This window comes from Amycolatopsis sp. H20-H5 (assembly GCF_035828755.1).
Lineage (GTDB): Bacteria > Actinomycetota > Actinomycetes > Mycobacteriales > Pseudonocardiaceae > Amycolatopsis.
Window position 1 is genome coordinate 63154 of record NZ_JAYMZS010000017.1, and the last position, 24253, is coordinate 87406.

Genomic DNA, 24253 nt, shown 5'->3' on the forward strand with positions numbered 1-24253 from the left:
AGACTCCAGGAGCCAGCCCATGTCGCCCACTCAAATCGCCGTCCTCGGCGCCGTCTCGGGGTTCACCATCTACCTCGGGCTCCCGCTCGGCAGGCTGCGCGCCGAGATGCCACGGCTGAAAACGTTCCTCAACGGCACGGCCACGGGCATCCTGGTCTTCCTGCTCTGGGACGTGCTCGCCCATGCCTGGGCACCGATCGACGCCGGGTTGAGCAAGGGCGAACTCGGCGGAGTGTTCGGCAATGGCGCCGTTCTCCTGGTCACGGTCGGGGCGGGTCTGCTCGGCCTGGCCTACTTCGACCAAGCGACCGCTCGCCGCCGGGCGGACGCCCAGCGCGCATACGGGCCGGGCGCCGCGTCGGTCGGTGAGCTGAGCGCGACGACGACGCGGAACTCGGCCTCCCGCCTGGCCATGACGATCGCGATCGGGATCGGCCTGCACAATTTCGCCGAAGGACTGGTGATCGGCAACTCGGCCGCCGCCGGCGAACTCAGTCTCGCCGTCCTGCTGGTCATCGGATTCGGGCTGCACAACGCCACCGAGGGCTTCGGCATCGTGGCGCCCCTGACCGGAACCCGCCCGTCCTGGGGCTACCTCGCCCTGCTCGGCCTGATCGGCGGTGGCCCCACGTTCGTGGGCACGCTCGCCGGACAGGCCTTCGTCAGCGAGACCGTCTTGATCGCGTTCCTCGGTCTCGCCGCCGGGTCGATCCTCTACGTCGTCATCGAACTGCTCGCCGTCGCCCGCAAAGCGAACCTCAAGACCGTCACGACGTGGGGCGTGTTCCTCGGACTCGTCCTCGGCTTCGCCACCGACGCAGTCATCACCGCCGCCGGAGCCTGACCAAGCCCGCGTCCGCACAAACGTCTCATGTGGACACCCACGAGCTCGGCCAGAGGACGCTCGACCCGTCCGCCAAAGATGGCTGACGCCGGTGTGTTGACACGTATTTATTGACATGTGACTTGCCGCGACTGGCCGCGGTCAAGAAGCACGGTCGAGCTCGATTAACGCTCCGTTCCGTCAATGCCACGAAATGCCCCGGACTCTCGCTCTTCGAGCACTCCCACGAGGGCCGAGGCGATGAGGGCGACAGCCCGATCACCGTCGTGGGCCAGTTGCCGCAGGACGCCCTGCGCGGTGGTCCCCGGCATCTCGACGAGTGCTTGGGTCAGGCGGATCCGCATCGCGGAGTCCGCGGTGTCCGCGGCGAGTTCGTCGACCAGTGCACTCATGATCCGGTCCGCGCACCCGGGGTCCCTTGACAGCGTTCCCAGAACCTCGGCCGCTTCGACGTCGTTTGTGCCCACGACGACCATGTCGAGGAGTGTCGGCACGGCTGCGGTCTCGCCACGTTTGCCCAGGGTTAAAGCAGCATGCCTGCGCACTGTCGTGTCCGAGTCCCCGAGTGCGTCCGTGAGCACCGCGGTCGCCTCGTCACCGGACATTTCGGCGATCGCCAAAACCGCGCGCCGCCGGATGTCGACGTTCTCCGAATACACCCCCGACGCCACGCTCGCCACACCGTCACCGCCCGCCCGCGCGAGGGCCCACCGCAGGGCGCCGGCGACGTTCGGATCGGATTCGGCGAAAACCGCCTTGGCCAGCAGCTCGACGGGAACCGGCACGTCCTCGGCCTGCACCAGGACGGCTTGCTGCCGGCGCGCGGCACTGGGCGAGTTGAGCTCGTGCAGGAGCTCAACGACGCGCAGGACGTCCTGCCAGCCGAAAGGCGCCGAGGCATCGATCGTACGGAGTCGCTCGAGTAGCTCGTGCTCCCGCTTCAGTCGGTCCTCGGTCCGCCGGATGAGGTCGCCGACCATTGTGGACGGTGCGAAGGCGGGCTCTTCCAGAGCGCGTCCGATCTGTCGCAGCGACAAGCCCAGGGACCGCAGACCTTCCACGTGAAAGATCCGGCGAATGTCCTCGGCCGAATACTCGCGGTAGCCACCCACTGTGCGGCCTGTCGGTCGCACCAGCCCGAGGGAGTCGTAGTGCCTGAGCATCCGGGTACTCACCCCCGAGCGGTGTGCCACCTCGCCGATCAGCACGCTGCTCCCTGGACTCGTTCCGGCCCGAGCGCGACGCTCCGTTTCGCCTCGCCGATCGATGGGTCGAAACCTGCGTCCGGGTCGCCTAGGAGACGCTGCGTGGCGCGGGCATGCGCACGCACCGTCGGGTCGTTACTCGCCAGTGCTGTCCGCAGGGCCGGCTCGATCGCGTCTCCGAGCGCGACAAGCGCTCGGCTGAGACTCAGGTGCACGTTCCGGTCACCGCGACCGAGCTGGGTCACCAGGTTCGCGGCCAGCTCATTCACTTCGCCCTCTGGCACGAGGACGACGGCGGCACGCCACGCGCTTCGCGCGACCTCGTCGTCGGCGTCGTGCAGCAACGACCGCGTGATCGCGGGCCACACACTCGGGTCCTGCACCTTGGACAGTGTGTGCAACGCCTGGCTTCGACCCTGGGCGCACGTCGAGTCGAGCTCCGCACGGAGCCGGGGAACGGTGATCTCCGGCGAGTGACGGGTCAGCGCCCAGGTGAGCATGTCTCGCACGTAGAAGTCCGGCTCGATCGCGCACCGTGCCATGAGCGGCTCGACGAAGCCGGGGTCGGGGTCGGTGCCGACCGCCAGCGCGGCTTGGAGCCGCGTCGACGAGCTTTCGGCACCCAAAGCTTCGAGCAGGCCTGTGTCCTGCGAGGTCCTTTGTGTCGAGTTCATCGGGACCACCTCCTGCCTTGAGCGAACACCTTGTCACAGTGTCAAGGTCAAGCCGGTGCGGCGACCCGGCGGAAAACCCCCGTGTCGCCGTCGCTGGTCGGAGACCTACATGTCGCGTGGACGGCTGGCGGACGACACCGGCGCCGCCCGTCTGCTGGCGTGGAGGCGCGACTATGTGGCGGCGACCATCGAACGTCGGCCGCGGACACCGGGGGACGACCTGATCGATGCGCTGATCCGTGCTGAAGCGGACGGTCGGGCGCTCACCCAGGACGAACTGGTCGCGTTTTGCTACCTGCTGTTGCTCGCAATTCCGCCCGGGGCGCCGACAACCGCACCTCGGGTTCGGCCACGGCGTGCACTGCTGCCTCGGCGCTCCCATGGGTCGGCTGGTCAACGGCATTGCGTTCGCGACACCTCTGGCGTGCTCGCGGACGGCGTAACCGATGAGGGCACGAACAAGCTGGCCGCCGCCGACGTGTTCGTCCGCGGCGGCCATGGAATCGGGCTCGCTCTGAACGTAAGGCCTCGACTTGTTCGAGCCTGCGGCGCGTCTTGCTGCGCGCTGCCGTCACGACCCGGGCGGGTGAGAGTGGTCGAGAGGGTCTGTCTCACTCGCACGACTCGCGTCTCCGAGCCGCATCGCTGCCCAGTTGCGGATCGCGGCGATGAACTCCTCGGGTGCGTCGGACTCCACGTAGGTGCCGGCGCCCTCGACGATCACGGTCTTGTGGTCGGGGAAGGTCGCTTCCAGGCGTTCGCGCTCCTGGGGACGGAAGGCGATGTCCGCGTCACCCCACACGATCAGTGTCGGCAGGTGGGCAATGGCCGCGAGGCCGGCCTCGATCTCGGCGAAGAAGGCACGGCTGGCGAGGACCCGGCGGGGGAATACAGCGGAGGCCTGGCGCCGCTCGGAGCTGTCCAGAGCCCGGCGGTAGTGGGTCATCTCGGTTGCCGTCGGCTTCCGACGCCGGTGGCCCAAGGGGACGAACACGTTGACGACGAAGTTCAGCCGCCGGGCCAGGAAGCGGCCCGGGGGGCCGCCAAAGATACGAGAGAAGTACTCGAAGTGGAAAACGCCATTGACCGGCCAGGCCCAGGTGTTGGCGAGCACCAGCCGATCGAAGACGCCTGGCCGACGCTGCACGGCGGCCAGGCCGATCATGCCGCCCCAGTCCTGCCCGACCAGCGTGACGCCCTTGAGGCCGAGAGCGTCGACAAACCCGGTGACCACGTCTGCGTGCTCCTCGGGCAGGTAGCGGTAGCCGGGCTTCGGTGTCGACAGCCCGAATCCCGGGTAGTCGAGGGCGACGCACCGGAAGTCGTCGCGCAGCGCGCGGATCACGTCGCGCCAGAGGAACGACCAGGTCGGGTTGCCGTGCAGGAGCAGCAGTGTGGGACCTGACCCTTCGTCGACGTAATGCACGGTGTGCCCGTCGATGTCAACGAAGCGGCTTTCGAACGGGAACAGGTCGTCGTCGACCCAGGCGGGCCGCGCGCTCTCGGTGGAATCGGCCATGGCGGGCCCCCTCGGCTCGGTCTTCCGGTAGACTTGAGCTTGTCACGCACACTTGAGAAGGTCAAGTAGAAGGATATGATGCGTAGTTACGGTCAGTACTGCGGACTCGCCCGATCCCTTGAGGTCGTCGGCGACCGGTGGAATCTGCTCATCGTCCGCCAGCTCCTGGTCGCTCCCGCCCGTTACCGTGACCTGATCGATGGCCTCCCCGGCATCGCGACCAACCTGCTCGCCGACCGGCTCCGCGACCTTGAGGCCTCAGGCGTGGTCGAGCGGCGGCTGGCCGGCTCGGGCAGCGTGGTCGAATACGTCCTCACGCCGTGGGGTGCCGAGCTGCGCCAGCCGATCGAGAGCCTGATCCGCTGGTCCACCCCGTTGATGGTCCGCGGCCCCGACGGCGACTCCTTCCGCCCGGAATGGCTCGCCCTCGCCGTCCCCGCCCTGCTCGATGCCAGGGTCAAGATCCGCGCCTCGGCGACGGTCGGCCTCGAGATCGGCGGCCAGCTCTTCGAGCTCCGCGCGACGCGCTCCGGCTTCGAGGTCGGCCCGCATGACGGCCGCGGCCTCGACGCCACTGTCCGCGCCGACCCTGCCTACATCCTCGGCCTTGCCGCAGGCGCCCTCACTCTCGGCGACGCCCGAGCCCTCGGCCTGGTCGAGATCGACGGTGACGAGTCCGTCGTCCGCACCGTCTTCGCCGCCTGATGCGTTTCGGGACCCCTCCCGCGCAGATGACCTAAGTTGGGCGAATGGGGCTGTTCGGCAGAAAATACGAGATCGGGATCCTCTTCGACATCGACGCCTTGGGCTCCCCGTCCTACGGCCGCGAGGCTCACCGGACTATTTTCGCGAGCCTGGATCCGCACCGGATAACACGAGGTGTCCTCCACGACGGCGACACCAACGCGACACTCACCGGGCTCGAGCGCACCTACTGCATTGCGTTCCAGGTGAGCCAGCGGCGGCAGATCGACTACATCCACGGCGCGTTGGCCAAGCGCACAGATCAGGGCCTGCGACCTCCGCATTGCCGGTTTATCCAAGGCAATATCATCAAGCGGGAGCCACTGGTGGCCGCCGGTGCCGTGAACCCGGCTGGTGTGTTTGCCTTGTGGGAAAACGACTTGGTCCAGCCGTGATGGGCCGAGGGAACGGCGTGCCGGATAGGATTTATCCGGCGATCCTGAAACCGATCAGGCCTGCCACTCACCGGTCCCACACCCCCTGCAATTCGCGTGCCGAGACTGGATGCCACTTGAACACCTCGTAGTAGACGGCCTGCATGTGCCCCAGTTCTCGCTGTGCACCGAGGAGATGTGGCCCAGGACGTCGTCGTCGATGCGCCGCGCATCGAGTGGACGGCCGAACGTGGCGCGGGCGGGACGGGTGAGCGAGACTGCTTCGATGGTTTCCGAATACGCCCAGAGCGACCAATTCCGCGGTGCTCGTATCCACCTGTGCGACCTCGCTGGCCTCGAGATCCGCGATTGCGAGGTGAACGGTCTGAAGATCGTCGACTGCTACGGCAGCGACGTCTACCTCGGTGGCGACTTCGAGCGCCTCGTCGTCAACGACGTCGACGTGACCGCTTACGTCGAGGCCGAGCTCGACCGCCGGCACCCGGCGCGGGCGTTGGCGCGGAATGCGGCTTCTCCCGGGGACTACCGGGCTGCTTGGGACGCCATCGAGACCTTGTGGGGCGCGACGCTCGACCGGGCGAGGCTGTTGCCCGCGGCCACACTGCACGAGCAGGTCGACGGCGAGTGGTCGTTGGTCGAGACACAACGGCATCTGCTGTTCGCCTGCGATGCCTGGCTCGGCAACGCCGTGCTCGAGGAGGAAGCGCCTTACCACCCGTTGGGCTTCCCCGCCGGGGGGATGTCGCCCGACGCGGCGGCGAAGCTCGGCCTCACCCTCGACGCCACCCCGACGCTCGACGAGGTGCTCGCGCCGCGGCTCGCCCGCATGGCCGCGATGCGGCGTGTCGTCGACGGGCTCACCACGGCCGAGCTCGACCGGGTGTGCGGTCGTAAGCCGGCAGAGCCGTATCCCGACCAGGAGTACGTCGTGCGCCGCTGCGTCAAGGTAGTGCTGAAGGAAGAAGCCGAGCACCACCGTTACGCGGTGCGCGACCTCGCGGTGCTTGAGGCAGGTATGCCTGGACCGCAGTAGTCACCGAGCGGTTTCCCGGCCACGTGGCGACGCGGGAGCAGCCGCCTTGCGTCCGTGCTGGGCGGCGGATTCGAGGCCGTCATATCGTGGCCGTTTCCTCCCCCCAGTCGCCAATCGCAACGGGCTGCAACGGCGGCCGCCGACCCAAACTCACCCCCGGACCAGGTCGCCGTTGCCCAGCGGCTCTACGACGAGGGCGAGCACACTGTTGCGAAGATCGCTGACATCCTCGGCGTCTTGCCTCGGGAGATGACCAGCCGGGCGGCGATCTGCCGGAACAGGACGATGATCGCTTCCCGGGATGCGTCCTCGGCGTCCTGCGGCGTTGAGCACAGGCTCCGCGCGAAAGCGTTGCACGTGTGGGTACGAGCCGACTACGAGCGCCGTGATCGCCCCCCGGTTCCCGTGGAAACCTCAGTCAACGACATCAGCCGTGCACCTGCGCGGCGCGGCCGCGACTCTGATGGTCGCTTGCTCTTTCAGAGGGCAATCGGGCCTGCATTTTCGGTGAGTGTGACAGGGCCTTTGCGCAGGAGGGCACCGCATGCGAGGGCACCGATCGTGAAGATCAGTGCTGAATGCTGCGGTGTAACCGTGGAGTGCCGCGTTCGCGGCGGCGGACGGGTTAGGCGTGGTGCCGGACAGTGAGTGGCTGGCGGCGGTGGCCGCGAACCGGTGTAGGTGCTGTACAGAGACAGCCGGGAGAGGAAGAACAGGCCGTCCGCGGCGAGCAACATTCCCACAGTGATCTGAGGTTTGGGTCCTACACGTGGCAGCAGCAGCGTGCTCGCCACTCCGGCCATGATCGCGATAGCAGCCACCATCGGCAGGAAACCCAGGCCCGTCTGGACAGGGCTGAAGTGCAGCACCTGGGTTTGGAAGTAGGTCAGGAACAGAAAGATTCCGAACGTGCCCGCACCGGCGACCAGCAGACCGAGCTGTGCGCCACCACGATTCCGGTCCAATAAAAAACGGGTTCCCGCAGCTGTGAGCTGCGGAAACCCGTGTCCGGTCGACCTGCTCCGTGCCTACTTGAACCGTGGCGACCTCCTACATGACCTGCAAGAAGCCGGGCGGCAGCTCAGCGACGCGGTGAGTGCGAGCGACGCACCCAGCCGAAGCGTCACGACCGTGCCGAGGGAGCACGGTAGCCGACGACAACTCAAGAACAGGCTGACCGATGAGCAGGTGCGAGAGCTGATTACGGCGTTCGAGGCAGGCACCACCCGCCTGGAGCTTGCCAAGCGTTACGGCATCGGCCGGAGCAGTGTGGCGAAGGTGCTACGCGAGTGGCGCAAAAGTGGCAGTAAGGGCGCGGCATGACCCCTACGGCAGCACCACGACGTTAACCGGCAAGCCAAGCGTCTGCGGGTAACGCGTGATGCAGTCGGTTACTAGGTTGCGAAGTGTCGTCTCGATCTCGGTCACGGATGACGTGCTAGTGACAGCTCCCTGTTCAAGCACGCGTAGACAATGTTCTGCGGGGTCGTGCTCGCCGCTGACCCAATAATTCCGTCGGGTTTCACTGAGTGCCTGAAAGTCCTTTCCTTTTGCGACATCAACGCATCGGAAACCAGGTGTATCTCCGTTGAAACCAATTAGGCTCATGCGAAACCCTTCGGTCGCGTGTACACGCATGGTTTGCACGGTCATGTCAAATAACCTATTCAGGGCGGCGTCAAGCTCGGTTTCGCTGGCAACTACCGAAATGAAATGGTCAAAAAACGACAACTTGTCACTCACAAAATGACCGGTTACCGCAAAGACAAGCCGAGAGTTGACTTGGCGCACCTTTTGAATCGAGTCATCAGCCGTCTTGGTTCCGGTTTTGTCGGAAGTTGACAAGCTATCGGATGCAACGATGATTTCTTGACCGTTGTGAACGGCTACGACAATGCTCATTGCTCGATAATAACATGGAGCGTGAGTTCGACGGGTGACGCTGAGACTGCAAGCCAGCGTACCGAAGTTCTGGGAAATCCGAGAGGTCGCAAAGCTACCGCTCAAGCAGGCGCTTTAGTTCGGCTTCAGCTTCGGCAATGAGGTAACCCTTGTCGGCCGACACTGTGTCACCGTCTTCTATTTGTTTAGCTTTACGCCAAACGTGTAGCAAATCGGTAGCGAGTTGTGGGTCGCGGTGAGCAACGAAATCCATATTGAAGGCAACCGCATCGAGGTTAGCGCCATGGAGCGACGACGATGAAGCGGTCGGAAAGTCCGAACTTACGGTGATTTTCGTTGTTACAGGTTCTTCGTGTTGCATAACAATACTCCGCTTAGATTTTATCTTTCTATTTTACCATGCCGAGATCTTGCGCCATGCGAATAACTCATCAATTAGTCCAGCGCAGTTCTGCCAGCGCCTGAGCGATAGGCTCGGTAATCGCGTGGGTAGCCGGGTCTTTGGGAAACAACCGCTTGGTTTCCTGCTGCACTTCGGCCGCAACCATCACGAGCTGGTCGGCCGACTTCCGCGAGGCGCTCAACGCTTGCCGTGTCCAATCGGCGGCGGAGTCGAGGTCGCCTTGGCGCATCGCTGTCATTGCCAGCGTCAAGCGGGCTTCCGTTGCTCGCATCGGGCTTTTATCCGTGCCGTCTGGCCGCCGCGAGATTCTCAGTACTTCGTGGGCATGTTCAGCCGCGCGGGCATCTTCACCGACAATGCGGTAACAGTCCATGGCGTAGAAATCCCACTTCTGAGGGTCAATAATGAAGTGGTTTTCTGGCCGACTGGGGTGTTCATGCTGGCCAAGCAGACGATAGCCGTTATCGAGGATACGGCGCACGGCCTCAGGCTGCCCCATGCGGGCAGCCGCTTTAGCCGACTGAGCAGCAAGCTGGACAACCACTGACGTATTCGGCGCGGCCTTACTGCCAGCCTCAGAGAAATCGGCAACGGCGGCCAGGTCGCCTTGCGTCAGCGCAAACCAGGCGCTCATTTCAAACGACCAGGCCATGATCTCACCGTGACCTGTTTCCTGTCCGATACGGAACGCGGCCGCGCGACTCAAACCGGCCTGGCGTTTGCGGCCAAGATCGTACTCGATACAACCGATTAAGAGCACCAGCCAACCAGAAATAACCAGTAGTTCGCGGTGCTCTTTTAGTGTACAAGAGCCAGTCAGCAAACCAGAAATGTATTGTAACCAGTGGTTCGCATCGGCTTTTAGCTCATCACCGTCACGCCAGGCGTACTCACAGCAGAGATCTTCAGTCACCATATGCAGTTGCTCTAGCGTTTCACTGCCAACGTCACTGCGGTAGAGCCGACGTATAACATCAGTTGTTTCCCACGGTGTGGCGACTTCGGGCAACGTCGGCACGATGAGGCTTGGGGAAATAACTTCGGCCAGGCGTTCGGCCTTTGCCCGCGCTTCAGACAGTTCTGTTTCACGGTTCTGCAAGTCATAGTTCTGCTTGGCGACTTCCAGCGCCGCAAATCCGGCCAGCAAGTCGCCGCTAGCTTTGCAACGCTCGTCGGCAATGCGCCAAAACCGCTTGTCGGCGCGGGTACGGCCTTTTTCGATGTGGCTAATTGTGGTGCGGTCGAGGTTGACAGCCTGAGCAAGCTGGCCTTGGGTCAGTCCAGCGGCCGACCGGTAGGCCGCCAACTGCTGGCCGAGCAGCCCCCGGCGGGCTACCAGCTCGTCTGGCTCATGCGCCATATCGTTCACGCCTCCAGGTGTATGCCCGTGCCGTCACCGCCAGCATAGCCGCAGGTGGTAGACGCTGTGACAGCCATGTGCAGGGACTGACGCACACCACCAGCCACACCCCAAGGTAGTTACAGGCTCCCGGGGCGGCTGGCCTGCCAGAACAGACATACGGGCAGTGTCAACCCCGACTTGACGCTAGGAAACGACCTCAGCCGTCTCGGGTGCCATCCAGCCAGACGAACGAGGGATGCATGGTGGAAAAACGGGCAGCGGAAGATGCAAAACCGCAGGTGGCGGGTTTGGAACCATGCCGACTGATTACCCCTGGCGATGGACGAGCTGGCACCCTCCGCAGTGCGCCCCATGAAGTGCTGTCTGACCTTGTACGGCTACGGATTACCTGCCTGCTGGATACCAGTGAGTGGCGACGGTTTACGGCCTTGTGCGAACTGGCGGGCATTTCGCAAGACCGCCTGAAGCGGCATTTCTACTTGCTCCGTTCGCGGGGCTACGTAACCACCACCCGCCTTGCCCGCGAGTCCACCAGTTGGGCACTGCTCACAAGCTACGGCGAAACCGAACGGACTGCCTACCTCCACATGTTGGCGGAACTGCCTGGTGAGATCGAGCGCCACACGGCGGCACTTCGGGAAGCAAAACCGAACTGGTTTTGCCAGGTTGGTGCAATGTGAACACTCCCACGGTCGAGCTGGTGGAGACGCCCTAATGAGCATCCGACCGACGACAAAACCCACGCCACCTTCCGGCCGTCATGCCACGTCCACCGTGAACTTGTGGGCATCCGTCGCATATATCTATCTCGTGACGCATACCCCCGAAGAAACCGGCCAGTCGTGCGAGTGCTGCGGCCGAGCATGGCCGTGTCGACGGTTTCGTGTTGGGTTACGGCTGCAAGCGCGGGTGAGCGCCGCATGAAGCGCCAAACGATTGAGCTGGTCAACGCCTTGCAAGCGGTCAACAAGCATGTCGGGGCGGTGGCGAACGCCCTGCTTACCGGCACCCTGCCGATTGCCAAGCAACACGAGTTCGCCGGACTGCTGACGGAACTTGGCGATTTATTGCACCAGCACGCTGAGGATGACGATTCGGCCGGCGGGGAGGGAACCTCCGATGACGAACACACCGCTTAGCCTGGTGGAAGCGCTAGACGTCGTCCTCTTCCACATGATCGACGTCTCCGAAAAGCTCAAGGCTGGCACCTTGTCAGCGGACGAGCTACACGAGTTCGCCGGACTGCTGAGCGATCTGGCGGAACCCGTCCATCTCTATGCCGACAAGCTTGGTGTGTCGCCCGGCGCTACCGGTCGCCATGCCCTCCGTGAACCACCACCTGAGCGGTGAACCCGGTGGCGGCCTTCTTGGTGCTAGCTGGTGGCGCCCTGCTGCTGGCTGGACTCGTTCGCTTCTTTGTCGGCAAGCGGCAAGTTGCCCGCCTGCAACGCTGGGACGACGAAGGTGTGTCCGTGCGGGCAATCTCCGCGCGGCTGGCCGAGGAAGAAACCCACGTCCAGCTGACCGCCGCTGACACCGAAGTATTGCCAGCGGTCGCACTAGACGACTTACCGACTGAGGTACTGCCTGTCGTGCCATCGTTGCCAAACCGCAAGCGGCCATATGTTCGCCAACGACCGACACCGTGGCCTCGAAGGCCCGTTGCCGTGCGGCCAGAGCAAGAGCTTATGCAACGCATCCTCGACGGGTTGCACCGGTTGACGTGACGAACACAAAGGGACGTTGCCGCAGTGGTCGTGCAGACCGCAAGAAAATCAGTAGCTGTTCAACCAGAAGAACAAGCCTTCACCGCGCTTGAATTTTTCAATTGCGTCAATCCAGTCAGGGCGGTTAATCGATATAGCTGCTGCATTAAACTGCTCGCTGATGTTGTTCAGCCACGAGTCACCTTTTCCCTCAAGAATGCCACCTACAAGCAAGGTCGCCAAGGCGTGTGCATGCCAGAATGGCATGCGGTAGTCGACCTCAAATCTCTTAGCATGCCGCAACGTGCCTGCCTCGAAAGCAGGCCAGTCTTGCGCGGGTTGGTTCTTTATAGCGTTGATCGAACTTGCAATTCTTTCGGGGCTTTGCCCTTGGTTAACGAGAATGTCAGCAAATTCCTTCAAGGAATCATCGTCCGCATAGGGAATGAATTCTCTTGCAAGCTGCAAAAATCCGCTGTATCGATAGTGGAGAAAGTTGTGTTGTAGCTCGTCGCTGAGCGGAGCTAGGTAGTCATGTATCTTATGCAACTCGATGTACTTGTGGACATCTGGCGAGACTATTGAAGTTCGCAATGCGCATGATGCCAGTTCCGGCACAAGTCTTCCTAGCCCGAGAGAATATGCAACGTTGAAGTTTTCAACCGCAGTAACGGCGAGCTTATCGAGTCTATCTTGCTCTATGTCCTCAGCTTGATCGAAAGCAAGGAAAACTTCTGCCAGGTCGCATTCAAGCTCCTGCTGACGCAGACGCATATGAACAACTTGATCAAAAAAGTGAAACCGTCGTGTACCCGTCACCCATATCTTGTCGCAACGCTCGTAAGCAAAGTTACGTGCGCGATCTATCCAGCTCTGAGCTTGCTGTAAATCGCCTCGCCGCAGATGCGTACGCGCTAACCGCCATGAGGCGTCCATGAATCCCAGGACGCTTTCCATGTCGCCTACAACTTTTTCATAACAGACAGTCGCATACTCAAAGGCAGCGATGGAATCATTCCAATGCGCCTGCTGGAATAATGCCGTGCCTGCATACGTCGCTTTGCTGGCCCCAGCACGCACATCGAAGTGTGACGGGCTCGCCTTTCCAGCTATGAATAGCTTGGCGGCTTGAGACTCAGCTACCAATGTGTCGATACTCTGAACCTGATGGATTGGATCCCACTCGGTGTCATGACGAAGATATATCGATTTCATGGCAGCCGCTTGACGAGGCTTACCGTCCGCCCTGGCGACGCCAATCTCCAGGACTGAATCACGTACCATGCTGGCCGGAGAGTTCGACAGCACCGTCTTTATATCTCTTTCCAACGTTAACCACAGATAGTTTTGCAATAGTTCGCCGTGTCCCGCTTGCAAACTCTTAGTTGCTGCCGTATACAGTGGGCTTGACACATTGAAGACCCGATCGTACCTGCCGTTCATACCGATTTGGTTGTACGCCCGGTGGAGCGCGGCATACAAGTACAGCCCGAGACTGAAAACGGGAATGTCGGCACTGGTCGCTTCTCTGGCTGTAAAATCAATGCTAGCCAAACACTCGTCACACCTCGCCACCCACACCGCCGCCTCATGGCGAAGAGCTTCACCCCCAACCCACCGTTCGTTTTCCAGCAGCTTATTCGTAACCAGTAGAACGCGCTTTTGCACTATGCGCTTTTGACTTTCGCGAAGCTTGCGGAACAAGCGAAAAGTCAATGAATGCATCGTTACGGCGGCATCGTCTCGACGGATGACACTCAGGCTAGCCAAGCGACGTAACGCACTTACGACAACCAATCTGGAATCGTTAGTAGCGTGGAGTATTAAGTTCGGTTTTAAGACGGGATTTAGAACATCCTTGAGTATTTCCAAGCTTTCAACAGGTACGCATTCGGCGAAGATGGGTGTGCCATCTTCGCCAGTACGTGGAACAGGAGGCGGCTGCCCCGCAAACAGAGCATTATCGGACCACGCCATCGCAAGATGCTCATCGGGAACTTTGAAAGATCCTATGAATAAAAACGTGTCAAGAATGGCAAGTGTATCGGCCGATGATGAGAGTTCAGCAATGACCATGCCGCATGTACGTACGAGCTTATTTGCATGCCGGTCGGTCGGGTCAACTGCTTCATCGAGAGCACTTGTCGGGTCGCTCCGGACTCGGGATATGAATTGTGTAATCGAAATTCCAGTTTCATTTACGAAGCTGCAAGCCTGCTCGATAATGAGCGCACGATGTTCCAGTTCGTCAACAAGACTCGTTATTTCTTGTAACGTGGAGGTCGGGCACTTCATTCGTACTAATTCAATCGCTTGCATATGCTCTAAATCCACTACCTTCTGCGCGTGCGCTCGAAGATTGGGAGGCGGTAAGAACGTGGAGGTGATTACAATAATGGTTTGCGTGTTGCGGGGAAGAAACGCAATGTCGGCGTAGTCTTGTACGTCATCCAGGACAACGATCGATGGATGCTGCTGTACCCGTGTTACTACGTCGACAAACTGTGCTCGCACATTCACCGTGTTGATGGAGTTTGGGTCTACACCTTGACTCGCGAGGAACCGTGCCATGTCTTGTTCAAGGGGTTCCTGATTAGTAGCACGAATCACCACCTCCGCAGGTTCACAACCGAGCATCAAGCAAAGCCGCTTGGCAAGCCATAACTTGCCGACACCAGCTTCGCCATGGAGAATGAAGAACGTTTGGCCCGCGTTGTGCCGCTCTCGAAACCAAGTCTCATATGTCGGGCGCTTGACGTAGTCGCCGACTACTGTTTGTGCGGGGTCGTCGTCAGGGATTTTAAGAATAGTCTTTGGCTGGCGCTGACTGGGGGAGAAACCTTCGTCAACTTGCGCGACTATGAAGCGCATGACTTTTTCGTCGGCAAACACTACTTGCAATGCATCACGGAATCCCTTGAGACACTGCTCTTCGTGGTTGCGAAAATTTCGACCTGAAATGGGTAAGTAGTGCCAGGCGCCAGCAATCTCTAATCGCGCTTGCCTGGCATGACTGCGATGACCTTTGTTGCCGACGGGCGCAGCGTTATAGGCACTTGGCTTGCAAGTCACCATTCCAATCAACGCTGCCGTGGCAAGTATATCGGTAGCTGCTTTGTCTTGCTTGACTTCTGTGAAAACATTATAGGCACGTCGCACGACCTCTTCCATGGCAAGCCAGAGAATTGCCACTATGCGATTCACGTTCGCGTCATCCAGTAGTACCATTTTTGGCAGTAATTGCTGGAGCGCCACACACTCCTTTAATGCCGATCGAAAATTGCGATCAGGCACGTCGCTAAGGCGGCTGAGGTCTGCCACCTCAGGGTCGTCAGGCATCTTACGAATTTTTGGCATAATATCCTCCTTGCGGCGCACCTGACTCTACCATCCTCCGCGTTTACTTTTACCCGGCGTTGTGGTTTACTATTGCAAATAGGTAGTAGTACCGAGGAGGTGTTTTGGAAGAAAAAAACCCAATAGCGTTTGCGCGCGATAATTTTGCCGGATTCGTTTGTCGTCTCGAACTGTCAGGATACGATGAAGGCACCGATAGCTATTTGCAAGAGTACCTAACTGGCTGGCTGGAGGAAGGTAACGGCATTGAGCTAACCGGCGGTAACTACGAAACCTACTTGCGCGTAGCCTTGGATATTGCGGACGCAGCGATGTGTGGCGCCATCAATTTTGACTACCAGGGCACAAAGGACTATGCGTTTAAGGACGCCTACCCGCGCCGAGTTGTGGCGATACATCAACCAAATGCGCCGTCGTCGCACTATGCCGACCGCCAAGAGTACGAGGTCATTGCGTATCGGCGGGCGCACCCAGGCCGCGGCGACCTGACGTTCGACTACAGCGCCGACTACAGCACCAACCGCTGAAGACTCAGCGGCCCTGTGGCCGTGGCACGAGCTGAGATTTTAGCGCCCACCATCTGAGCATCCGAACGCTATCAGAACAGCATCAGTTCAGGCGGTTTCGCAGCAGCCAGGCTTGATCCCAAGGAAGCAACAGCTTCCTGAGCGAAGGGATCAAGATCAACGTGAACGAGATACAGCGATACGCGGGCGGTCTACCCGCGAACCGTGCTGAACGCCGGGCACAACAGCGGGTGCGGGGCGTTGCGCTGGCCACTCAGGAAGAGCAAGCCCGACTGTACGCCATCGCCAGCGCTACCCAGTTCGGCATGTTCCAATACGTGCAGGTCAAGCGCTTGCAGAGCGATCTTGAGCACGTTTGCCCGGATGCCGCCGAAGGCTTGGCAGCCCTCGCCAACAACGCCCTGTTCGAGATGACGCGTTCCCTCCAGGCGTTCGGGCAGGACATCGGATGAACAACTTCTCGTTTCCCCTGTCTGTGCTGGTCGGCGGCTTGGCGTTCGCTGGTGGCTTTGTCACCGGAACTACGGTCTTCCGTTGGGCGCTCCGTCGCCAGGCGCAGCGTGTCGCCCTCAAGCTCCGGGCCATCGAGTCGGCGCGCCTCTATCTGCACGAGCGAGGCGTGGAGTTGGCCGCGTGGGTGGCTGACCTGGCCGATCGTGAGCGGGCCGACCAGCAGGCCGAGGAACCACGCTCCCGGTGGTGGAAGCGGTGGTTGAAATGAGTGACCAAGTACAGGGTACGGCGGTCAGCGTTGAGCTGGGCTCGACCGGTCTGTCGAGCGTTGACGTCCTCACGCTGGAACTGTTGACCACTTGGCGGCAGCTCTGGCGTGAGCTTGGGCAACTCCGTCAGGCGTACGCCGAGGCCACTCACCAGCCCGGCCGCTGTTCGCGTTGCGGCGTGGCTCCTGACTTCCGTCCGGGGTGGTCAGTATGACTGAGCCGGTACGAATGAGCGTCAAGACGATCACCGCGCTGACGGATGCGGCCAGTGCTCTGTTTCGACTGTTGTACGACATGGAGCAGGCGCAGAAGGCCGCCGCCACAGAACGGCTCCGAACTGAACTACAGAACCTCGACCTGTTTCGCAATGACACTCGCCATGAAGAACCCGACGAGTGGCGGTGACGGCCGTTATGCCGTCCGGTGTGAGTCCACGAAAAAAGTTAGTGGCAGGGCTGACGGTCGTATTGGCCGCAGCCCTGTTTGCCCCCTACATTCAAGCCCTCTTAGTCCCGCTTATTCCCCTGCTGGTGGTAACCATCTGGTTACTCGGCCTCGCCGGATTGATATTCGGACGCTGGCGGCGGTAGGACTGCATTGCGCAGTCCTACCGCTGTTTTTTATGTGCGTTGTTAATAAGACTTTGACTGTCGCATACATGCGACATATAACAATAGGTAGGGCAGTGTCGCACGCGAGCGACACGCGCCCCCTACTTCAGCAACGTAAACGAGGGCACAAGTGATGGGAGCATGGTACATACGAGTTACAGGAAAACAACGTAAGGAGGTCGACCCCGACCTCCTTATTCAGGCGATCGTTGCCTTAGGTGAACAATTGCGCGAAGAAGAGCGGCAGCAACAGGGTACCGAACAACGAGGCGAGAAATCGCCGCCCGATAACACGAACGGTACAGAGGTCACGCCATGAGTGTCGCAATTATCGCCGTCGTTGTTTTAGGGTTTGGTTTCGCTAGCTTGGCAGTTATTACGCTAGCGCGGTGGTCAGATATGGCGAGATGGCGATCGTCGCTGGTGGCTTACGAGCTGCATCTGCCAGCCAGTCTGAACGTTGCTGATGTAGCGACGTGGCTTAGCGGCATCCAAGCGATGACACACCCTATGCGTTTCTCCCTGCTACCCCTGCCACCAGTGTGCCTGGAAGTTGTCAGTACGACGCGTGGCATTAGCTATTTTGTATTAGTCGCCAGTCACGATGTTTCAAAACTGTTAGCTGGCCTCCGGGGTGCGATGCCTGGAGCCAGAATTACGGAGGCTCCGGCATACATGCAGGCCCGGCCCCGTTGGCAACTTGCGGCGGAGCTGACGATGACCAGCTATGACCGGCCTCTCGCTACTGAACGAGCGGAACAAACGAGCACGGCACTTCTGGCGTCGCTGCAACCCATTGTGGGCAACGATACCGAAGTGCGATTACAATATATCCTCACCAGCGCGGGTACGACTGCTCCCGTATCGACGCCGAGTGTTAAAAATAACAACTCCGGAGCCTGGAACTGGGAAAACACCGTGCCGCAGGACGCCGAAGCCGTTCAGGCGGCGCGAGCCAAACGACGCGACCCGCAGCTCATGGCGGTTGCCAGAGTTGGGATTTCCGCCCCGAATGCGGCGCAGGCGCACGCGCTGTTTGGTCGGATATGGAATAACTACCACGGTCTAAATAATGTTGGCGTACGACTTCGTCGTCGTATGTTGCCTTCCGCTGTCGTTGCCGACCGACTTAGCCAGCGGGCATATCCCGTCACTCGTTGGCCCCTGCTTATCTCATCCAAAGAGGGCGCCGGATTATTAGCCTTGCCTATCGGGGAACATCGTTTGCCTGGCCTGTCACTTGGCGTTGCCCGGCAACTGCCGCCGCCCATGAATATGCCAAGCCGCGGTGCCCTCGTCGGGATGAGCAATTACCCCGGCATGACCAACCACCCGTTAGCACTTACAACCACTGACCGTTTGCGCCATATGCATCTAATGTCGCCAACCGGAGCTGGTAAGTCCACGCTTATGGCACGGCTAGCTTTAGCTGACATCGCGGATGGCCGAAGCGTCGTCGTGCTCGACCCTAAAAATGATTTGGTCGATGCCATCTTAGCGCGGATTCCCGAACATCGGCGGGATGATGTCGTCGTCCTGAATCCGGCCGCCACAAACGACAAGATTGTCGGTTTTAACCCGCTTGATGTTGCCGGAGAGGGTGACTATGCCCGCGAACTGGTCGCCGATCACGTCCTCGGCATTTTCCACTCCATCTACCGTGAGTTTTGGGGACCTCGAACGGACGATATTCTGCGCGCGGCACTGTTGACACTCACGCACACCAAAGCGCCGGACGGGACAGCGTTTACTCTAATCGAGGTGCCGGAATTGCTGACAAACCCAAATCTACGCCGCTATGTCAGTACGCAAGCCTCCCTGCCCTCCCACTTACGGCAGTATTGGCAGCAGTTCGACGCTATGAGCGAAGATGCGCGCATGAACGCTATCGGCAGCGTACTCAACAAATTGCGCGCCTTTACCATGCGAACCCCGGTGCGACTCATGCTCGGCCAAAGCCAGGGCGTCCGGCTGGATTACCGCTTTTGCCGTAAAGGCATATTGCTCGTACCGCTATCGAAAGGCACGCTCGGCGGCGAGACCGCCAACCTACTGGGCTCTTTGCTGGTGGCCGCACTCTGGCAAACCACGCTCGGCCGTATCCGCTTGCCCGCCGACCGCCGACCAGCTATGTTCGCCTACCTTGATGAGTTTCAAGATGTTGTCCGGCTGGGCGTTGGTACCGATTTGGCCGACATGCTGGCACAAGCGCGCGGCTTGGGGCTTGGACTGGTACTCGCCCACCAGTACCTCCACCAGCTTCCCGAGGCCATCCAACAGGCTGTACTCGGCACCGTGCGTACGTCGGTGGCCTTCCAGTGCGAATACGCCGACGCGGCTGTGCTCGCCAAGCGCTTCGCACCACTGACCGCCGATGACTTGCAAGGGCTCGGCGCCTATGAGATCGCCGCCCGCCTGTGCGTGAACGGCAGCACGCTCGCTCCTGTGACCGGCATGACGTTACCCCTCGATGTGTCGACCGGTGACCCCAATGAGCTAGCTACTTCCAGTCGCACCCGCTACGGGCGAACTCGTGCCGATGTGGAGGCAGGACTTCGAGCGCGTATTGCAGTGAACTCGGACAGCAGCTCGGTCGGCCGGCATCCGCGACGAGGTACGACATGAGCCGTATTGGTCTCGGCGTTGGGATCGGTGTTGGGGTCATTGCAGACCTCGACATGGTGTCCTCGCTGGTCAGCGGCCAGAACGCGCCAATAACGACAGGGAAGCTCCTGTACTCCCCGAGGAGTTCGTTGTGAGCGGGGACCGGAGGCCACAGCGGGTGCGACAGCACCACGTGGAGTGGGTGGCCGAACGGTTGACTGAGCGTGACTGGCAGATCATTATCGCCGTTGATCGCGTTCGCCTACTCACCGGTAGCCAGATCGAGCGCGTCGCCTTCCCTGATCTCACCGGACGTTCTCGTTCTGTTGTCCGGTGGCGGGTGCTCAAGCGGCTTGTTGACTGGCGCGTATTGACCTCCCTCGGGCGGCGGATCGGTGGAACTGAACGCGGTTCATCTGGCGCGGCGTATGCGCTCGATTCGGTCGGGCAAGCGCTGCTGAAGCTTCGGAATGACCGCCAGTCGCGCGGCCAATCTCGGCGGCCAGGCTTGCCGGGTGAGCGGTTCATTCGGCACGTGCTCGGCGTTTCGGAGTTGTTCGTTGGCCTGGTCGAGGCGGCTCGTGATGGCCAATTCGCGCTTGCTGACTACCGGGCGGAGCCTGCGGCCTGGGTAGTAGACGGTCTGGGTGGGTGGCTGAAACCGGATGCCTTTCTGTCGTTATCAGCGGGTGACGTTACCGATGATTGGTTTGCAGAAATAGATCTCGACACTGAGCATATACCAACGCTTAAACGGAAGGTAGAGACGTACGTGGATTTCTTTCAGCGCGGACAGCTCGGAGCAAACGGCATCATGCCGAGAGTGCTATTCGTCGTCCCGGACGAACAACGACACACGGCAGTGTTAGCAATGCTTAACCAATGTTCACCACCGGTAAATACGCTGGTACACGTCGCGGTAGCAGATGAAACAGTGGCCTACCTGACGCGGATTCTCAGAGAGTGAACGCGTGGAAAGCTTTTGTAGACTATTCTACGACATTGCCGTGTTGCACGCTTGCGACGGGTATGGAATAATAGAGATATAGACGGAGGACTAAAAAACGATGAATGACAAAGACATGCCTGCCAGTCGGCATACCGCACCGAACACGCTCGCGGCGGCTATCCGCCGAGGCCGTGAAGCGGCGGGCTTATCTGTTCGCCAGTTAGCGCCACTAGTGGGCGCACATCACTCGGTACTTTCTCGAATTGAAGCCGGGGCAGTAGCGCGACCATCGCCGGAGTTAGTGCAAAATATTGCGGCAGCATTGGAACTTGACCCAAGTGACCTATTGGCCTTTATCGGCGTCAAATCGACGATGCCAGAGCCGAAGGTCTACTTCCGGCGGGCGTACGGCATGAGTGAAACCGAAGCCGCCGAAGCGGCGTCTATTATTGAAAACCTGCGAGCGCATCAACAAGAGGAACAATAACCGAAGGGAGTAAACTATGACAACACCAACCAAGGCGGAAATGACAGCGCTTGTTAATCAACTTCGAGCCATAGCGCCAAAGCGGCCACTCACCTACGGCGAGTCGCTCCAGGTGGCGCGCCTGCAAGCATCCCGGTATCGCCAGTGGGCTGCTGCTATCGAGCCTGAAATTAACCTGATTGGCCTCGTTAAACAGCGACTTATGCCCGTTAGTTTCGTGCCTAGTTACAAACTGAACGGCGAAAGCGGCTTGACTACCGATGCGGTAGACGGCAAACTTCAGATATTTGTCAACGAGAATGAGCCACTGGTACGCCAAAGATTCTCACTTTTGCACGAAATGAAACACGCTCTCGATTTCGATAAAGCCGAATTGCTACACAGCAAACTTGGCCGGGGCAACCAAAAATTGCACGATGACATGATCGAATGGCTGGCCAACGAGTTTGCAGCGCACGTTTTGATGCCAACCGCACTCGTCAAGCGCATCTGGTTTACGACGCAAAACCTCAGTCTTGCCGCAAGCCTGTTTAATGTTTCAACCGAAGCTATGGCGACTCGATTGGAAAAACTCGGCCTGATTGGCACGCCGAAACCAGCGCCGCGCATCTATTTCCGACAGGTGGGCAGCCTTCCTATGTCCCCTCTTGATGTCCCTTGCCTGGCTGCATAACACGAAAGGAGATCGACCGATGAATACGCAAACAATTGTCGATACTAGTCAGGCCGTAGAGCTCGGTATTGCGTACTTGCGCGTGTCGTCTAAACGACAAATGGATACGGCCGCTGACGTTGACCCCGACGGCAACTCGATCGGCACCCAACGCGAATACTGCCAAAACAAAGCGAAGTCGATGCACGTAATGCTTCAGAAAGAGTTTTTGGAGCCGGGCAATTCGGCCATCAGCATCGAAAAGCGCCCGGTGTTCCGGGAACTGCTTGCTTACCTAAATGCGCACCCTGAGATTAAATATGTGTTCATTTACATGCGCTCCCGCGCCTTCCGTAACTACACCGATGCGGCCATCACCAAGCGCGCACTGCTGAACATTGGCGTCAAGCTCGTGAGCGCGAAAGAAGATTTCGGCGAAGGTATCATGGCGGATGCCATGGAAGCCGTTACCGACATCATGAATGAAGTACAGGTTCGACTCAGTGGCCAAGACATTTCCGTCAAGATGGCGAACAAGGTTAAAAATGGCGGCTCGGTCGGACTGGCCAGACTTGGTTACACGAACGCGCGGATTGACTTCAACGGTCACAAAGTTAACACCATAGGCGTTGACGCTGAACGCGCGCCACTAGTGCAGAGAGCGTTTGAGCTGTTCGGTACGGGAAAGTACACACTCGATAGCCTGCATGAAACAATGGGCGACCTTGGGCTGACAGCAACTGGTCGCAATAAACCGGTTGGGCGCGATACCCTAGGGCGAATGTTGCGCGACCGATATTATATCGGAAAAGTTATCTACAAAGGTATTGAATATCAAGGACGGCACGACCCGCTAATTACAAGCGAACTGTTCGACCGGGTGCAACGAACGCTTGACGCGCACTCGGGCAGTGGCACCCGTGAGCGAAAGCACCCGCATTACCTGAAGGGGCTCGTGTGGTGCGGTCGTTGCCAGTACCGCTACATAATCATGCCCGGCCGAGGCAATGGTGGGGAATATTTCTACTTCACATGCCGAGGGCGGCAACAAAAAATGTGCGACCAGCCCTATATACCGGTCGATGTCATGGAAAAGGCGGTTGAGCAACATTACACGCACGCTGTCATTTTGCCGGAGGACTTGCGGGCGAACGTACGCGCTGGAGTGGAGGCGGCCGTTGCCAATCACTTTGAGCTGAGTGACGACATGCGTGGGCAATTCACCCGACAGCTTGAGAAGCTTGATCGCAAAGAGAACTACTTTCTCGACCTGGCCGCCGAAGAAGATTGGCCAAAGGACAAGCTACGCAGCAGGATTACGGCTATTCGGGACGAACAGAAGAAGATCAGGCGGCAACTGGAGGCAGCCGCTACGCAGCTTGAGACCGGCCGCCAGGTGTTCTTGACCGCCCTTGACCTGCTCGACGACCCGCACGGCATGTACCAACACGGTCACGAGGCCGTCCGGAGCATCCTTAACCGTGCCTTCTTCACCCGGTTGTATGTCGACGGTCACAAGGTCACCGAGCAGGTGCTACAGGAGCCGTTCGACATGCTGGGTGAGGCGTACCGCATCTATCGGGACCACCAGGCCGAGCAACGCGGAGGTGAGAGCCAGTCGCCGCGCACCTACCACCGGCACGGAGCCGCTGAGACGCTCACAGACGGCAGCGAGACCGACGCGGGGGCTTCCGACCCTCTGGCCTTGCTCGACAGCCTCCAGACAGCAAATAGCGCCGGTTCCCTGGTGGAGGAAACCGACGCTACTAGCCGTGACGACCTGATCGACCTGCTTGCCCTGGCCCTTGCGGGTCATGGTTCAAGTAAGCCAGTCCTGGTCGGGATGACAGGATTCGAACCTGCGACCCCTTGACCCCCAGGACTGTTTCGGTGCTCTGACCTGCGAGAAGAGCAAAACCAGTGTGCGGCTCAGCTCTCTGCCGTCTCTGGGTTTAGCTGGTTTCGCTGACGTTGTGGGACGGGGGCGTCCCACAACGCGGATCACTGGTCGTTCATGTACACGTCCGACCCGTTGGGATCGTGGTCTCTCCGGGAAGTGCTCAGCTTGGCTGCACTCAGACCGATGATTCCGGCTGTAACGCTGGCTCGCCGTGCTCCAGATACTCGGTTGCACCGGCCCTGCGTGCCTCGAAGGCGCGGGTGAGACGCCGCTCTAGCCGGGGGATGAGGTAGTCGCTCAATTCCGTGGTCGGCACCCACTGCCAGTGGTCTAACTCATTCCCATCGAGTGCGATTCGCTGCTCATCCGTGCCCAAAGTGCCGCAGTCGAAGACATAGAGGATCTTGTCGCCTTCCTGCTCACTCGGCGCCCAGTCGTGTACCAGGAGCCTCCGCGCTATGCGTTCAAGGCCCAGCTCTTCGCGGATCTCGCGCTGGCATGCGGCGGCGGGAGACTCGCCGCGGTCGACGTAGCCGCCGGGGATGTCCCACCGGTTGCCGTAGGTCTTGCGGACGAGCAGGACGCGGTCACCGTCAACGAACAACGCCCCGGCTGCAATCCGGGGCGTTGCGAACTTCTCAGTCGGATCAGTCACG

Annotated in this window: 27 protein-coding genes; 18 read left to right on the forward strand and 9 right to left on the reverse strand. The window is 60.2% G+C overall.

Features of this window, described 5'->3' with window-relative positions; genetic code table 11:
- The first annotated feature begins 19 nt into the window (after positions 1 to 19).
- The gene (locus QMK34_RS13065) at positions 20 to 844 is read left to right on the forward strand and encodes a ZIP family metal transporter (protein ID WP_326414128.1); all 825 of its coding nucleotides are present in this window, start codon (positions 20 to 22) and stop codon (positions 842 to 844) included.
- Positions 845 to 1008: 164 nt separating this feature from the next.
- On the opposite strand, the gene QMK34_RS13070 is transcribed toward QMK34_RS13065, so the two are convergent.
- From QMK34_RS13070 to QMK34_RS13080, 3 genes are all read right to left on the reverse strand, one after another.
- Positions 1009 to 2052: a HEAT repeat domain-containing protein gene (locus QMK34_RS13070; RefSeq protein WP_326414129.1), complete on the reverse strand. Its 1044-nt coding sequence runs from the start codon at positions 2050 to 2052 to the stop codon at positions 1009 to 1011.
- A complete protein-coding gene (locus QMK34_RS13075; RefSeq protein WP_326414130.1) occupies positions 2046 to 2723 on the reverse strand; it encodes a HEAT repeat domain-containing protein in 678 nt (225 codons plus the stop codon). The genes QMK34_RS13070 and QMK34_RS13075 overlap by 7 nt, the downstream gene beginning before the upstream one ends.
- 571 nt (positions 2724 to 3294) lie before the next feature.
- Positions 3295 to 4242, reverse strand: coding sequence for an alpha/beta fold hydrolase (locus QMK34_RS13080; protein ID WP_326414131.1), 948 nt, complete (start codon positions 4240 to 4242; stop codon positions 3295 to 3297).
- Positions 4243 to 4320: 78 nt separating this feature from the next.
- Between QMK34_RS13080 and QMK34_RS13085 the strand changes: the two genes are divergently transcribed.
- From QMK34_RS13085 to QMK34_RS13095, 3 genes are all read left to right on the forward strand, one after another.
- Positions 4321 to 4947 carry a winged helix-turn-helix transcriptional regulator gene (locus QMK34_RS13085; RefSeq protein ID WP_326414132.1) on the forward strand — a complete coding sequence of 209 codons (627 nt, stop codon included), beginning with the start codon at positions 4321 to 4323 and terminating at the stop codon, positions 4945 to 4947.
- A 44-nt stretch (positions 4948 to 4991) separates the two neighbouring features.
- A complete protein-coding gene (locus QMK34_RS13090; RefSeq protein ID WP_326414133.1) occupies positions 4992 to 5381 on the forward strand; it encodes a hypothetical protein in 390 nt (129 codons plus the stop codon).
- Positions 5382 to 5646: 265 nt separating this feature from the next.
- Entirely contained in the window at positions 5647 to 6414 is a 768-nt protein-coding gene (locus QMK34_RS13095; protein ID WP_326414134.1) for a DinB family protein, read from the forward strand.
- Positions 6415 to 6893: 479 nt separating this feature from the next.
- Here QMK34_RS13095 and QMK34_RS13100 read toward each other — a convergent pair whose 3' ends face one another.
- Positions 6894 to 7379: a hypothetical protein gene (locus tag QMK34_RS13100; protein WP_326414135.1), complete on the reverse strand. Its 486-nt coding sequence runs from the start codon at positions 7377 to 7379 to the stop codon at positions 6894 to 6896.
- Between the two features lie 223 nt (positions 7380 to 7602).
- Here QMK34_RS13100 and QMK34_RS13105 point away from each other — a divergent pair, with 223 nt between their 5' ends.
- On the forward strand, positions 7603 to 7737 hold the full coding sequence (locus QMK34_RS13105) for a helix-turn-helix domain-containing protein (RefSeq protein WP_326414136.1): 135 nt from the start codon (positions 7603 to 7605) through the stop codon (positions 7735 to 7737).
- Positions 7738 to 7740: 3 nt separating this feature from the next.
- Here QMK34_RS13105 and QMK34_RS13110 read toward each other — a convergent pair whose 3' ends face one another.
- The 3 genes from QMK34_RS13110 to QMK34_RS13120 form a co-directional block, all read right to left on the reverse strand.
- Positions 7741 to 8316: a hypothetical protein gene (locus tag QMK34_RS13110; protein ID WP_326414137.1), complete on the reverse strand. Its 576-nt coding sequence runs from the start codon at positions 8314 to 8316 to the stop codon at positions 7741 to 7743.
- A 94-nt stretch (positions 8317 to 8410) separates the two neighbouring features.
- On the reverse strand, positions 8411 to 8677 hold the full coding sequence (locus QMK34_RS13115; protein WP_326414138.1) for a hypothetical protein: 267 nt from the start codon (positions 8675 to 8677) through the stop codon (positions 8411 to 8413).
- 70 nt (positions 8678 to 8747) lie between these two features.
- The gene (locus QMK34_RS13120; RefSeq protein WP_326414200.1) at positions 8748 to 10079 is read right to left on the reverse strand and encodes a helix-turn-helix domain-containing protein; all 1332 of its coding nucleotides are present in this window, start codon (positions 10077 to 10079) and stop codon (positions 8748 to 8750) included.
- Between the two features lie 242 nt (positions 10080 to 10321).
- Between QMK34_RS13120 and QMK34_RS13125 the strand changes: the two genes are divergently transcribed.
- The 4 genes from QMK34_RS13125 (at position 10322) to QMK34_RS13140 (ending at position 11809) form a co-directional block, all read left to right on the forward strand.
- Entirely contained in the window at positions 10322 to 10762 is a 441-nt protein-coding gene (locus QMK34_RS13125) for a transcriptional regulator (protein ID WP_326414139.1), read from the forward strand.
- A 240-nt stretch (positions 10763 to 11002) separates the two neighbouring features.
- Positions 11003 to 11221: a hypothetical protein gene (locus tag QMK34_RS13130; protein ID WP_326414140.1), complete on the forward strand. Its 219-nt coding sequence runs from the start codon at positions 11003 to 11005 to the stop codon at positions 11219 to 11221.
- Complete coding sequence (locus tag QMK34_RS13135) at positions 11202 to 11432, forward strand: hypothetical protein (RefSeq protein ID WP_326414142.1); 231 nt, start codon at positions 11202 to 11204, stop codon at positions 11430 to 11432. Before QMK34_RS13130 ends, QMK34_RS13135 begins: the two co-directional genes overlap by 20 nt.
- Positions 11433 to 11437: 5 nt before the next feature.
- Positions 11438 to 11809, forward strand: a complete 372-nt coding sequence (locus tag QMK34_RS13140) for a hypothetical protein (RefSeq protein ID WP_326414143.1) — start codon at positions 11438 to 11440, stop codon at positions 11807 to 11809.
- Positions 11810 to 11857: 48 nt separating this feature from the next.
- Here QMK34_RS13140 and QMK34_RS13145 read toward each other — a convergent pair whose 3' ends face one another.
- Positions 11858 to 15166: a hypothetical protein gene (locus tag QMK34_RS13145; protein WP_326414144.1), complete on the reverse strand. Its 3309-nt coding sequence runs from the start codon at positions 15164 to 15166 to the stop codon at positions 11858 to 11860.
- 83 nt (positions 15167 to 15249) lie between these two features.
- Here QMK34_RS13145 and QMK34_RS13150 point away from each other — a divergent pair, with 83 nt between their 5' ends.
- From QMK34_RS13150 to QMK34_RS13190, 9 genes are all read left to right on the forward strand, one after another.
- Positions 15250 to 15672 carry a hypothetical protein gene (locus QMK34_RS13150; protein ID WP_326414145.1) on the forward strand — a complete coding sequence of 141 codons (423 nt, stop codon included), beginning with the start codon at positions 15250 to 15252 and terminating at the stop codon, positions 15670 to 15672.
- Between the two features lie 161 nt (positions 15673 to 15833).
- The gene (locus tag QMK34_RS13155; RefSeq protein WP_326414148.1) at positions 15834 to 16124 is read left to right on the forward strand and encodes a hypothetical protein; all 291 of its coding nucleotides are present in this window, start codon (positions 15834 to 15836) and stop codon (positions 16122 to 16124) included.
- The gene (locus QMK34_RS13160; protein WP_326414149.1) at positions 16121 to 16393 is read left to right on the forward strand and encodes a hypothetical protein; all 273 of its coding nucleotides are present in this window, start codon (positions 16121 to 16123) and stop codon (positions 16391 to 16393) included. Before QMK34_RS13155 ends, QMK34_RS13160 begins: the two co-directional genes overlap by 4 nt.
- A gap of 211 nt (positions 16394 to 16604) precedes the next feature.
- Positions 16605 to 16799 carry a hypothetical protein gene (locus QMK34_RS13165; protein WP_326414150.1) on the forward strand — a complete coding sequence of 65 codons (195 nt, stop codon included), beginning with the start codon at positions 16605 to 16607 and terminating at the stop codon, positions 16797 to 16799.
- A gap of 521 nt (positions 16800 to 17320) precedes the next feature.
- Positions 17321 to 19630, forward strand: coding sequence for a type IV secretory system conjugative DNA transfer family protein (locus tag QMK34_RS13170; protein WP_326414151.1), 2310 nt, complete (start codon positions 17321 to 17323; stop codon positions 19628 to 19630).
- A 181-nt stretch (positions 19631 to 19811) separates the two neighbouring features.
- Complete coding sequence (locus QMK34_RS13175) at positions 19812 to 20576, forward strand: replication-relaxation family protein (RefSeq protein WP_326414152.1); 765 nt, start codon at positions 19812 to 19814, stop codon at positions 20574 to 20576.
- A gap of 100 nt (positions 20577 to 20676) precedes the next feature.
- Positions 20677 to 21045 (forward strand): helix-turn-helix domain-containing protein, encoded by a 369-nt coding sequence (locus QMK34_RS13180; RefSeq protein WP_326414153.1) that lies wholly within the window; start codon positions 20677 to 20679, stop codon positions 21043 to 21045.
- Positions 21046 to 21061: 16 nt separating this feature from the next.
- Entirely contained in the window at positions 21062 to 21718 is a 657-nt protein-coding gene (locus QMK34_RS13185) for an ImmA/IrrE family metallo-endopeptidase (RefSeq protein ID WP_326414155.1), read from the forward strand.
- A 19-nt stretch (positions 21719 to 21737) separates the two neighbouring features.
- Positions 21738 to 23570: a recombinase family protein gene (locus QMK34_RS13190; protein WP_326414156.1), complete on the forward strand. Its 1833-nt coding sequence runs from the start codon at positions 21738 to 21740 to the stop codon at positions 23568 to 23570.
- Positions 23571 to 23772: 202 nt separating this feature from the next.
- On the opposite strand, the gene QMK34_RS13195 is transcribed toward QMK34_RS13190, so the two are convergent.
- Positions 23773 to 24252 (reverse strand): NUDIX hydrolase, encoded by a 480-nt coding sequence (locus QMK34_RS13195; protein ID WP_326414157.1) that lies wholly within the window; start codon positions 24250 to 24252, stop codon positions 23773 to 23775.
- Position 24253 lies beyond the last annotated feature (1 nt).

What these genes read in the sequence shown, in the direction of transcription:
- QMK34_RS13130 (WP_326414140.1), top strand. Translation starts at nt 11,003, where the DNA reads ATGAAGCGCCAAACGATTGAGCTGGTCAACGCCTTGCAAGCGGTCAAC.
- QMK34_RS13185 (WP_326414155.1), top strand. Translation starts at nt 21,062, where the DNA reads ATGACAACACCAACCAAGGCGGAAATGACAGCGCTTGTTAATCAACTT.
- QMK34_RS13180 (WP_326414153.1), top strand. Translation starts at nt 20,677, where the DNA reads ATGAATGACAAAGACATGCCTGCCAGTCGGCATACCGCACCGAACACG.
- QMK34_RS13160 (WP_326414149.1), top strand. Translation starts at nt 16,121, where the DNA reads ATGAACAACTTCTCGTTTCCCCTGTCTGTGCTGGTCGGCGGCTTGGCG.
- QMK34_RS13065 (WP_326414128.1), top strand. Translation starts at nt 20, where the DNA reads ATGTCGCCCACTCAAATCGCCGTCCTCGGCGCCGTCTCGGGGTTCACC.
- QMK34_RS13080 (WP_326414131.1), bottom strand. Translation starts at nt 4,242, where the DNA reads ATGGCCGATTCCACCGAGAGCGCGCGGCCCGCCTGGGTCGACGACGAC.
- QMK34_RS13165 (WP_326414150.1), top strand. Translation starts at nt 16,605, where the DNA reads ATGACTGAGCCGGTACGAATGAGCGTCAAGACGATCACCGCGCTGACG.
- QMK34_RS13170 (WP_326414151.1), top strand. Translation starts at nt 17,321, where the DNA reads ATGAGTGTCGCAATTATCGCCGTCGTTGTTTTAGGGTTTGGTTTCGCT.
- QMK34_RS13110 (WP_326414137.1), bottom strand. Translation starts at nt 8,316, where the DNA reads ATGAGCATTGTCGTAGCCGTTCACAACGGTCAAGAAATCATCGTTGCA.
- QMK34_RS13190 (WP_326414156.1), top strand. Translation starts at nt 21,738, where the DNA reads ATGAATACGCAAACAATTGTCGATACTAGTCAGGCCGTAGAGCTCGGT.
- QMK34_RS13090 (WP_326414133.1), top strand. Translation starts at nt 4,992, where the DNA reads ATGGGGCTGTTCGGCAGAAAATACGAGATCGGGATCCTCTTCGACATC.
- QMK34_RS13075 (WP_326414130.1), bottom strand. Translation starts at nt 2,723, where the DNA reads ATGAACTCGACACAAAGGACCTCGCAGGACACAGGCCTGCTCGAAGCT.
- QMK34_RS13095 (WP_326414134.1), top strand. Translation starts at nt 5,647, where the DNA reads ATGGTTTCCGAATACGCCCAGAGCGACCAATTCCGCGGTGCTCGTATC.
- QMK34_RS13085 (WP_326414132.1), top strand. Translation starts at nt 4,321, where the DNA reads ATGCGTAGTTACGGTCAGTACTGCGGACTCGCCCGATCCCTTGAGGTC.
- QMK34_RS13120 (WP_326414200.1), bottom strand. Translation starts at nt 10,079, where the DNA reads ATGGCGCATGAGCCAGACGAGCTGGTAGCCCGCCGGGGGCTGCTCGGC.
- QMK34_RS13115 (WP_326414138.1), bottom strand. Translation starts at nt 8,677, where the DNA reads ATGCAACACGAAGAACCTGTAACAACGAAAATCACCGTAAGTTCGGAC.
- QMK34_RS13135 (WP_326414142.1), top strand. Translation starts at nt 11,202, where the DNA reads ATGACGAACACACCGCTTAGCCTGGTGGAAGCGCTAGACGTCGTCCTC.
- QMK34_RS13125 (WP_326414139.1), top strand. Translation starts at nt 10,322, where the DNA reads ATGGTGGAAAAACGGGCAGCGGAAGATGCAAAACCGCAGGTGGCGGGT.